Here is a 9,306-nt window from a genome sequence, read left to right as displayed (position 1 = left end):
CCGCAATCCTCGATAGCGCCCTTGAGCGCGCCGACCACTTCGGGGCTGGCGACATCCGCGGTCAGTTCGCCCTGTTCAAGGCTCACATTGACATTGGAAACGCCATCGATCGCCGAAGCGGCCTTTTCCACCGAGCGGACGCATCCGCCGCAGTGCATGCCTTCTATTTTAATTGAAACTGTCATTGCTCTGGTCCCTTTCCTGCCTCATATGGGGATTGAAACAGGGGGCCGTCAAGCCGGCCGAAGCGACCCTGGCGCCGGTCTCAGCCGCGGTAGATGTTGCTGAGCGTGCGCAGCATCTCGAACACCGGTTCGGAGTTGATCGAATAATAGATCGCCTGGGCGTCGCGCCGGGTCTTGACCAGGTTGCGGGTCCTGAGTTTGGCCAGGTGCTGGGACAGCGCCGACTGGCTGAGTTCGACCTTCTCTGCAAGGGCTCCAACCTGCATTTCGCCCTTGGCGAGGTTGCACAGAATCATCATGCGCTTCTGATTGCCCATGGCGGACAGAAGGTCTGCTGCTTCTCCGGAGTGCGCTTCCAAAAGGTGAGGGTCGATCATTTAGTGTCTCTCGTCATAGCCGCGCGCGGCTCAATCAAAAAATGTAACCAAATACTCAAAAAAATGTGATTGAGATATTTCAACCAAAAAACGTCTTATGTACACCCCTATTTTTGCCAGTTGCTTCTGAAAGTTCTGCTAATTTGCCGCGCAATTCAGATACTTGGCTCACGGCTGAGTCGAACTCGATGCGCAAAAGCTCGTCTAGGTTGGTAAGGTCGAGGCCGGCACAATCGACCCCGCATACAACCCATCCGGTCTTCTTGGATTTGCCCAGGGCCTTCGCGTAGCGGTCCGCCGTTCCGGGCTGGTCGTCATTGATCATCGCGATCACGCTTCGCTCGATCTGGGCGACGTCCTCGATGGCGGGCGAATCGATTTTCAGGTCCGCCGCCTCGAGCAGGTAGGCCTTGCCGAAACCGCCATTCATGTTGGCCGATTGCGGAATCATGCGGAAGAAGGCGAAATCGGGAAAGTCCACATACAGCGCCGCCTTGGGATGACGGGCGATGAAGCGGGCCCGAAGCCGCGCGTGGACGGGCCCGTCGCGCGGCACCCGCTCGGCGCGGGCACGCACGGTGATGCGCGGGTGGGCAAGCGGATCGCCCTTGCCGGGTTCGCCGAACAGCAGCGAAGCGCGCGGATCGGCATTGAGGGCGTCCGTGTGGACCGACAGGCCGGAGATCAGGATCACCGGCGCGCCGTCGATGTCGAGGCCGGTCAGGACCCGGCTCGCGAACGGGAAGCCGGTCCCGGGCTCGATCACGCTGATGGCGCCGTAGCGCGCGCCGCGTATGAGCTTCCGGGCCAGCCGCCGGGCCGCGTCATCCGTGTCACGAATGGTTTTGACCGGTTCCTTCATGGGCGTTACTTGGGGGCCATGCGGATGGCGCCGTCGAGGCGAATGGTCTCGCCGTTGAGCATGACATTGTCGATGATGTGCATGGCGAGCCGCGCATACTCCTCGGGCTGGCCGAGACGGGAGGGGAACGGCACCGACGCGCCGAGGCTGTCCTGGACTTCCTGCGGCATGCCGAGCAGCATCGGGGTCGCGAAGATCCCGGGTGCGATGGTCATGATGCGGATGCCGAAGCGGGCAAGCTCGCGGGCGATCGGCAGCGCCATGGCGTGCACGCCGCCCTTGGAGGCGGAATAGGCCGCCTGGCCGATCTGGCCGTCGAAGGCTGCGACAGAAGCGGTCGAGATCACCACGCCGCGTTCGCCATCGGCGAGCGGCTCGAGCTTCGCGGCGCGGTCGGCGAAAAGCCTCAGCATGTTGAAGCTGCCGATCAGGTTGACCTCGATGACCTTGCGGAACAGCTCGAGATCGTGCGGGCCTTCGCGTCCGACCACCCGGCCGGCCGGAGCGATGCCCGCGCAATTGATGAGGATACGGGCTTCGCCGAACGCGTCGGCGGCCTCCGCAAGGGCCTTCTCGGCGGCTGCCGCATTGCTCACGTCACAGCTCAGGGCCTTGCCGCCGATCTCCGCGGCGACTTTTTCGGCCTGGGCCAGGTTGACGTCCAGCAGCGTGACTTTCGCGCCGGCGGTTGCCAATGCCCGTGCGGTGGCCGCGCCGAGGCCCGAACCCCCGCCAGTGACGATGGCAGCGTTGCCCTTAACTTCCATGGTGCGTTCCTTGTTTTATCCGGATCCGGTCGGATCCGGTTCAGACGACCGGGAGCCTAGCGGCGGTGCCGCGTCAACCCCCGGACAATATCCTCTGCAGTGATGGAGCCTGCGACGGCGCCATTGTCAATAACGCCGATCGTCCCATCGCGTCTTGCGAGCGCGGCCATGACATCCGACAGCGGCGTATCGGGTGTCACCGAGGCCGACAGCGGCAATTGGCCGCGCCTGCCGTCGGGCCTGCCGGGGGTCATGACATCGCGGGCGTGCAGCATGGCGATCGGGTTCATGTTCGCCACGAACTCGGACACGTAGTCGTTGGTGGGCGAATTGACGATCTCGCGCGGCGTGCCGCACTGGATGATGCGCCCGCCTTCCATGATGGCGATGCGATTGCCGAGCTTCATGGCCTCGTCGAGGTCGTGACTGACGAAGACGATGGTCTTGCCGAGCCGCGCCTGCAGTTCGAGCAGCTCGTCCTGGAGCCGGGTCCGGATCAGCGGATCGAGTGCGGAGAAGGGTTCGTCCATCAGGAGGATCGGGGCGCCGGTCGCGAAGGCGCGTGCGAGACCCACCCGCTGCTGCATGCCGCCCGACAGTTCGGCGACCATGCGCTCGGCCCAGTCGGAGAGGCCCACCAGGGCGAGCTGGTCGGCCACGCGGGCGTCGCGCTCGGCTTTGGGGACGCCGGATATTTCCAGCCCGAAGCCGACATTGTCGGAGACCGAGCGCCAGGGCAGCAGGCCGAACTGCTGGAACACCATCGATACGGTGTTCATGCGCAGCTGCTTGAGTTCCTTGCCGTCACAGGCGGCGACATCGATGCTCCGGTCGCCGCAGTTGACCGTGAGCGAGCCGCGGCTGATGTGGTTGAGCCGGTTGATGGCGCGCAGAAGCGTCGACTTGCCCGATCCCGAAAGCCCCATCAGCACCAGGATCTCGCCTTCATGGATATCGACCGAGCAGTCGTGCACGCCGAGCACGTCGCCTGTGGCCTCCTGGATCTCGGTGCGCGACCGGCCCTGATCGGCCAGCGCCAGGCTTTCGGCGGTGTTCTCGCCGAAGACGATGGAGACGTTGCGGATGCGGACGGAGCCGCGGTCGTCGGCGCGGGTCATCATGACGTGGCTCCGATGCGGACGCGGCAGATGCGGTCGAGGATGATGGCGAGGATGACGATGGCGATGCCCGCCTCCAGCCCGAGCGGGATGTTGACGGTGTTGAGCGCCCGCACCACCGGCTTGCCGAGCCCGTTGGCGCCGATCAGCGCCGCGATCACCACCATCGACAGCGACAGCATGATGCACTGGGTCAGGCCGGCCATGATGGTCGGCAGTGCTGCGGGCAGCTCGACCTTGCGCAGCAGTTGCTGGCGCGAGGCGCCGAAGGCGAGGCCCGCCTCCACCATCGGGCGCGGCACCGAGGTGATGCCGAGATAGGTGAGCCTGATCGGCGCGGGCGAGGCGAAGATGATGGTGACCAGCAGGCCGGGCGCGAGGCCGAGGCCGAACAGGATCAGCACCGGGATCAGGTAGACGAAGGTCGGCATCGTCTGCATCAGGTCGAGGATCGGCTGGACATAGGTGTAGAACCGCGGCCGGTGCGCGAGCCAGATGCCGATCGGCACGCCCAGCAGCATCGACATGAAGGCCGCCGAAATCACCAGCACCAGCGTTTCGACCGTTTCCTTCCACAGGCCCTGGTTGATGATGAAAAACAGGCCCAGCACGATGCCGAGCGCGAGTTTTACGGATTTCTGGATGCGCCAGCCGATCAGCGCGATCACCAGCACCAGCACCGCCGGCGGAAGCCACAACAGGCCGTCGATCATGCTGTCGAGCAGGTATTTGAGGCTGTCGGCGATGGCGTCGAACACGAATTCGAAATTGTCCGTGAGGAAATCGAAGAACGCCTTTCCCCAGCGGCCGACCGGAATTTTCCAGGCGGTTATGAAATCGGTCCATCCGTCCATTTGCGTGTCCCCCGACGTGCAAAAAACCGGCCCGGCGGCGCCACTGGCGCCGCCGGGCCGGTTCGATCCTGGTTACATGCCGAGTTTGGCAGCCACGGCCGCTGCGGCATCGCCGCCGTCGAAGGTGGTCACGCCATCGAGCCAGGGCTTTGCAGCATCGGGATTGGCCTTGAGCCAGGCCAGCGCCGCCGCATTCGGGTCTTCGCCCTTGAGGATGTCGTCCATGATCTTGTTTTCCATGGACAGCGAGAACGACAGGTTCTTCACAAAGGTGCCGACATTGGGGCACTCGTCGGTGAAGCCGGCGCGCACATTGGTGTGCACGGTGGCCGCGCCGAAGCCGGAATCGCCCATGCCGTCGAGATAGGTGATCGGCATTTCGCCCATGACCGGATGCGGGGTCCAGCCGAGGAAGGCGATCCATTCCTGGTCCTTGATGGCCTTTTCGGCCTGCGAGAGCATGCCGGCTTCCGAGCTTTCCACCAGTTCGAAGCCCTCGAGCCCGTTGGCCGGATCGGCGATCATCTCGAGCACGATGCGGTTGCCGTCGTTGCCGGGCTCGATGCCGTAGATCTTGCCGTCGAACTTGTCCTTGAACTTGCCGATGTCGGTGAGGCTCTTGACCCCGCCTTCGGCGGCATAGGTCGGCACCACCAGGCCGTAGCCCGCACCTTCAAGGTTCTGGGCGATGGTCTGCACCGAGCCGTCATCGAGATAGGGCTGCACGTCGGCGGCCATCGAGGGCATCCAGTTGCCAAGGAACACGTCCATGTCCTTGTTCTTGAGCGACTGGTAGGTCACAGGCACGCTGAGCACCTGGACTTCCTGTTCGTAGCCGAGCGCGTCGAGCAGGACGCCGGCGACGGCGGTGGTGGCCTGAATGTCCGTCCAGCCGACATCGGCGAAGCGGACGGTCTGGCACGACTCGGGGTCTGCCGCCTGGGCCGCGCCGGCTCCGGCGACGAGCAGGGCGGCGAAAGTAAGGGTCAGTCTTGTTTTCATTGTCGGTCTCTCCCGTGTTCCGATGGCAGAAACAACCACCTAAGGGCAGCAAACTCAACCCGCAAACCCATCAAACCAGGCGGTCTACGTATAAAAGGCTTGTTGAAAGTGCAAACGCAGGACTGGAGTCGGGCGGGCTGGCTGCCATAGATACACGGAAATCGGCGGCGGGGAAGTCGCCACGGTGGTTCCGGAACGATGCGGGCGCCGGAAAATGAAACCCGGACACGGAGAGCGATCCGCCTTGGCCAAGCTCTATTTCAGCTATTCGACGATGAATGCCGGCAAGACGACGCTTCTATTGCAGGCCTCCTACAACTATCGCGAACGCGGCATGCGCACCGTGCTGTTCATCGCCGCGCTCGACGACCGGGGCGGGGTCGGACGCATCGCCTCGCGCATCGGGCTCGATTGCGAGGCGATCCCGTTCCGGCCGGAGGACGACCTGTTCGAGGCGATCCGGACGCTTCAAGGCGAGGGCGCGATCGCCTGCGTGTTCGTCGACGAGGCGCAGTTCCTGACCGAAGAACAGGTGTGGCAGCTCGCGCGGGTGGCCGACCGGCAATCGATCCCGGTGATGACCTACGGCCTGCGCACGGATTTTCGCGGGCAGCTGTTTCCGGGATCCCAGGCCCTGCTCGCCATCGCCGACGAGTTGCGCGAGGTGCGCACGATCTGCCATTGCGGTCGCAAGGCGACGATGGTGGTGCGCATGGACGCGGAGGGGCGCATCCTGCACGAAGGCGCCCAGATCGAGGTCGGCGGCAACGACAAATATGTGTCCTATTGTCGCCGTCACTGGGATGATGTTGTTAACGGGATGGAGCCCGGAGCGCAGGTTGATTAAGGACCACGATGAAAATTTTGGCCTGTTGCCCAACCGCTGCGCATTGCCCTTGCCATGGGGTGCGCTATAACATGTAACATCTGCAAACCAACGGAGACTGTCTATGCGCATTTCCACTTCCCTGTTTTCCGGCGCCGTGCTTGCGGCCTGCCTTTCGGTTCCGACGGCTGCGCTCGCAGACGGTGATGCCGCCGCTGGCGCCAAGGTCTTCAAGAAGTGCGCCGCCTGTCATACGGCCACCGAAGACAAGAACAAGATCGGCCCGACCCTGATGGGCATCGTCGGCCGTCCGGTCGCCTCGATCGAGGGCTTCAAGTATTCGGACGCGATGAAGAAGCACGCCGAAGAAGTCCCGACATGGACGGAAGAGGCGCTGTATACCTATCTTCACGACCCGAAGGGCGTGGCGAAGGGCACCAAGATGATCTTCGTGGGCCTCAAGAAGGATCAGGACGTCAACGACGTGATCGCCTATCTCAAGGACCCGTCCGCAGCCGAGTGATCCCGGCGCATGAGTTCGAAAGAGGCCGCTCCTTCGGGGGCGGCTTTTTTTTGTGGGTCGGGCTTCCTACTTATGGCGGGCGGATGTTTGCGGCACCCCGATCCGGTGTTACAACCCATTCGAGGTCGGCCCGGCCGGCATACCAGGAATGCGCCCGTTCACCGGCGCCCAAGACGGGGATATCTGACATGGCTGACATCAGGACACTGGATTCCGAGATCGAAAAGACCCGGGCCACCGTCGAAGAGATGCGCTCGAAGATCGAGGCTTCGGGCATCGTGCTCGAAAAGCTCTCGGAGGCCGATGCCGAACTCGGCGACCCGCAATTCGACATCGAGAATGCCCGCATCCAGGACGTGCTGCGCCAGCAGCGGATGATGGAGACCAACATCGCTGACCTGATCATCGGGCTGGAGGATGCGACCAATGTGTTCGGCGCCGAGTTCGAAAGCATGAAGGGCTTCTCCGGGATGGAGAATTTCGTGGCGCTGTTCTCCAAGTCGCGGGCGCAGCGGATGCGCTCGGACCGGGTGCGGAACATGTCGCTGTCGGGCAACCTGCAGGAGCTGCTGAAAAAGTCCGACACCATCACCGGCATCCTCAAGGACCAGAAAGCCATCCTCGACAGCCGCTACAAGACCTCGGAAGCGAGCCTGATCAAGGTGATCGAGCGGCGCAAGGGAACCATGGCCGAACTCGAGGCCACGCAGAAGCGCATCGAGGAGCTCAATCCGCTGCTGATGGACATCGAGAACCAGATCGCCGCCTCGACCGACCAGATGACGCGCACCAATCTCGAAAGCGAGCGCTCGAAGCTCGCCACCGAATACAACGAGCGGCAGGCCAAGGAGCAGGAACTCTTGGCCGAAAGCCAGACGCTCGAACGCTACACCTCGATGTTCCAGACCTTCGTGGATTCGCTCAACAACCAGATCGCCGCGCAGAACACGCTGATCAACAAGCTCACGATCGATACCGAACAGCGCATTGTGCTCTACAAGGCACTTGAGGACTCGCTCAAGACCGCCGCCCAGCAGGACGTGGCGCACAAGATCAACACGCTCGGCAGCCGTGTCGACACCGCCGCCGAGGAGACCATGGCGGGCATCGGTGCTGCGGCGCAGAAGCACATCGGCGATCTTCTGGAGATGCATGAGAAGAACATGCTGTCGACCAAGGACATCCAGCGCCGCAAGCAGCTCGCCGACGACGCCTTCGCCCGGCGCTTCGCCGAGGTGCTGGCCAAGCACAACGCCGCCGATTACGTCAAGCGTTGAGCCGTCGGCCTCCCCGTGGACCTGCGACCGACGCTTCCAGCTGCCCGCGCCCGTCTGGCTGTGCGCCGCGCCCGTGTGGGGCGGGCGTGCGGGCGCGCCTTGACGCCGGAGGCGCGCGATGCGGGCTGACACCGGCGTTGCCGGCGCCTATTTCCGCTCGATGCGCGCGGCGCTCAAGGCGCTGCGCGTCTATCTGTCCGGCGACGCGTCACCGCTCTATGCCCACGACCTGATCGGCCAGGTGATCGTGCCCTATGTCGACCGGCTGGAGGCGAGTTTTGCCGCCTGGGAAAACCGGGTCGGCTTCATGGACCGGTTCAGCATCAGCCGCGCCGACAGCGGGTTTCCGGTGTTCCAGAACGTTCTCACGCTCGAAAACGACCGGGTCAGCGCCGCCGAGCGGCTGGCGGCGATCCCCGATGCCGACACGCTGAAGGCAGAGATGGCGGACTTCATCCTGCGCCACAAGACGTTTCCCGCCGCGCTGCAGGAGCAGATCGCCGAACGGCTCTATCTCGAGGAGATCGGCAAGGGCGCGGTGTTCGCACCGTTCATCCTGCCCGAGACCATCCGCGTCTCGGTCAATCCCAAGAACGGGCGCCCCTATTACGTGGTGCACTGGGGCGTGTTCGACGGCACCCAGACGCTGCCGATGGTCTATATGGCGACGATCGAGGATTCGAGCGAGGCGATCGCGCGCATGCTGGTCGGCCCCGACGGCAAGCTCAATGCGAAGGTCGAGATCCCGCTGCCGGTCGGCGGCCTGCTCAATCCCGAATTCGCCCGCAGCTTCGATGCGTCCGCCGAGAGGCACGGCGCCTATTCGCTCTCGCCGGCGACGATCGCGCAAAATCTCGACGCCGATTTCGAATTCCTGCATCCCAAGCAGCTGCGCCGCTTCGTGCTGGGGCCGTTCTATTCGGCGGGCGTCACCGACAATTCCGACCGGATTTCTGCAATCTTGTCCAAGGTGCGCAAGGACGAGAACGCCTGGCTCCTGACCTGGACGCTGCAGGAGGTGTTTTCCATCTCGGAAAGCCCGGCCAAGCGCGGGTTGTGGAGCTCGACGCCGGCGCGCGACGTTTATCACATCGACACCGACGATCTCGAAGCCACGCGCCAGGGCGTGAGCGCCTACCAGAAGCACGCGCTGGTGCCGCATGACGCCTACCAGGCACTCTATGCCTCGGGCGAGGCCGAGAGCATCTTTGCGGGCTTCACCGTGCATGTGGTGTCGGGCAACCAGGTGATCAGCGAGGTATGAGACCATGAGCCGGACCGCAGGCCTGACCACGATCCCGGAAGACGACATCGCCCGCCACCGCACGCTCGCGCAAGGCATGGTGACGCGGGTGATCGTGCTCGCCCCTCAGGACGACAGGTCCTCGACGCCGCTCGCCGGCTCCGGTCGGCGCTTCGTCTCCACGGTCTCGACCGGGGGGCTCCGGCGCACCCGCGAGGTGGAACTTTCGAAGACCATCCAGGCGATCCGCGGCGACGACCCGATGCTGTCGA

General features: G+C 63.8%; 11 protein-coding genes and 1 pseudogene. 5 read left to right on the top strand and 7 right to left on the bottom strand.

Going from position 1 to position 9,306, the window contains the following annotated elements; translation table 11 throughout:
• The 7 genes from AWJ14_RS00495 to choX form a co-directional block, all read right to left on the bottom strand.
• A partial coding sequence (locus AWJ14_RS00495; protein ID WP_066173425.1) for a heavy-metal-associated domain-containing protein occupies window positions 1-185 on the bottom strand: 185 nt, incomplete at its 3' end.
• 80 nt (window positions 186-265) lie between these two features.
• Window positions 266-562, bottom strand: coding sequence for an ArsR/SmtB family transcription factor (locus tag AWJ14_RS00490; RefSeq protein ID WP_066173424.1), 297 nt, complete (start codon window positions 560-562; stop codon window positions 266-268).
• A 79-nt stretch (window positions 563-641) separates the two neighbouring features.
• Window positions 642-1,424, bottom strand: coding sequence for a HugZ family pyridoxamine 5'-phosphate oxidase (locus tag AWJ14_RS00485; protein ID WP_066173422.1), 783 nt, complete (start codon window positions 1,422-1,424; stop codon window positions 642-644).
• Window positions 1,425-1,429: 5 nt separating this feature from the next.
• The gene (locus tag AWJ14_RS00480; protein ID WP_066173419.1) at window positions 1,430-2,191 is read right to left on the bottom strand and encodes an SDR family NAD(P)-dependent oxidoreductase; all 762 of its coding nucleotides are present in this window, start codon (window positions 2,189-2,191) and stop codon (window positions 1,430-1,432) included.
• A gap of 56 nt (window positions 2,192-2,247) precedes the next feature.
• Window positions 2,248-3,309 (bottom strand): choline ABC transporter ATP-binding protein, encoded by a 1,062-nt coding sequence (gene choV, locus AWJ14_RS00475; protein ID WP_066174722.1) that lies wholly within the window; start codon window positions 3,307-3,309, stop codon window positions 2,248-2,250.
• Window positions 3,309-4,163: a choline ABC transporter permease subunit gene (choW, locus tag AWJ14_RS00470; protein ID WP_066173416.1), complete on the bottom strand. Its 855-nt coding sequence runs from the start codon at window positions 4,161-4,163 to the stop codon at window positions 3,309-3,311. Before choW ends, choV begins: the two co-directional genes overlap by 1 nt.
• Window positions 4,164-4,235: 72 nt before the next feature.
• Complete coding sequence (gene choX / locus AWJ14_RS00465) at window positions 4,236-5,165, bottom strand: choline ABC transporter substrate-binding protein (protein ID WP_066173414.1); 930 nt, start codon at window positions 5,163-5,165, stop codon at window positions 4,236-4,238.
• A gap of 244 nt (window positions 5,166-5,409) precedes the next feature.
• On the opposite strand from choX, the gene AWJ14_RS00460 reads away from it, so the two are divergent.
• The 5 genes and pseudogenes from AWJ14_RS00460 to AWJ14_RS22605 form a co-directional block, all read left to right on the top strand.
• Complete coding sequence (locus tag AWJ14_RS00460; protein WP_066173411.1) at window positions 5,410-6,012, top strand: thymidine kinase; 603 nt, start codon at window positions 5,410-5,412, stop codon at window positions 6,010-6,012.
• A gap of 103 nt (window positions 6,013-6,115) precedes the next feature.
• Window positions 6,116-6,514, top strand: a complete 399-nt coding sequence (locus AWJ14_RS00455) for a c-type cytochrome (protein ID WP_066173408.1) — start codon at window positions 6,116-6,118, stop codon at window positions 6,512-6,514.
• Window positions 6,515-6,702: 188 nt separating this feature from the next.
• A complete protein-coding gene (locus AWJ14_RS00450) occupies window positions 6,703-7,791 on the top strand; it encodes a coiled-coil domain-containing protein (RefSeq protein WP_066173406.1) in 1,089 nt (362 codons plus the stop codon).
• A 118-nt stretch (window positions 7,792-7,909) separates the two neighbouring features.
• A complete protein-coding gene (locus tag AWJ14_RS00445; RefSeq protein WP_066173403.1) occupies window positions 7,910-9,055 on the top strand; it encodes a hypothetical protein in 1,146 nt (381 codons plus the stop codon).
• A gap of 4 nt (window positions 9,056-9,059) precedes the next feature.
• Window positions 9,060-9,306: pseudogene (locus tag AWJ14_RS22605) on the top strand (AAA family ATPase); the annotation flags it as partial.

Origin of the sequence: Parahoeflea olei (assembly GCF_001703635.1) — a bacterium.
Taxonomy (GTDB): domain Bacteria; phylum Pseudomonadota; class Alphaproteobacteria; order Rhizobiales; family Rhizobiaceae; genus Hoeflea; species Hoeflea olei.
Note: the sequence above shows the minus strand (reverse complement) of the source record. Positions and strands in the feature narration are given on the sequence as shown.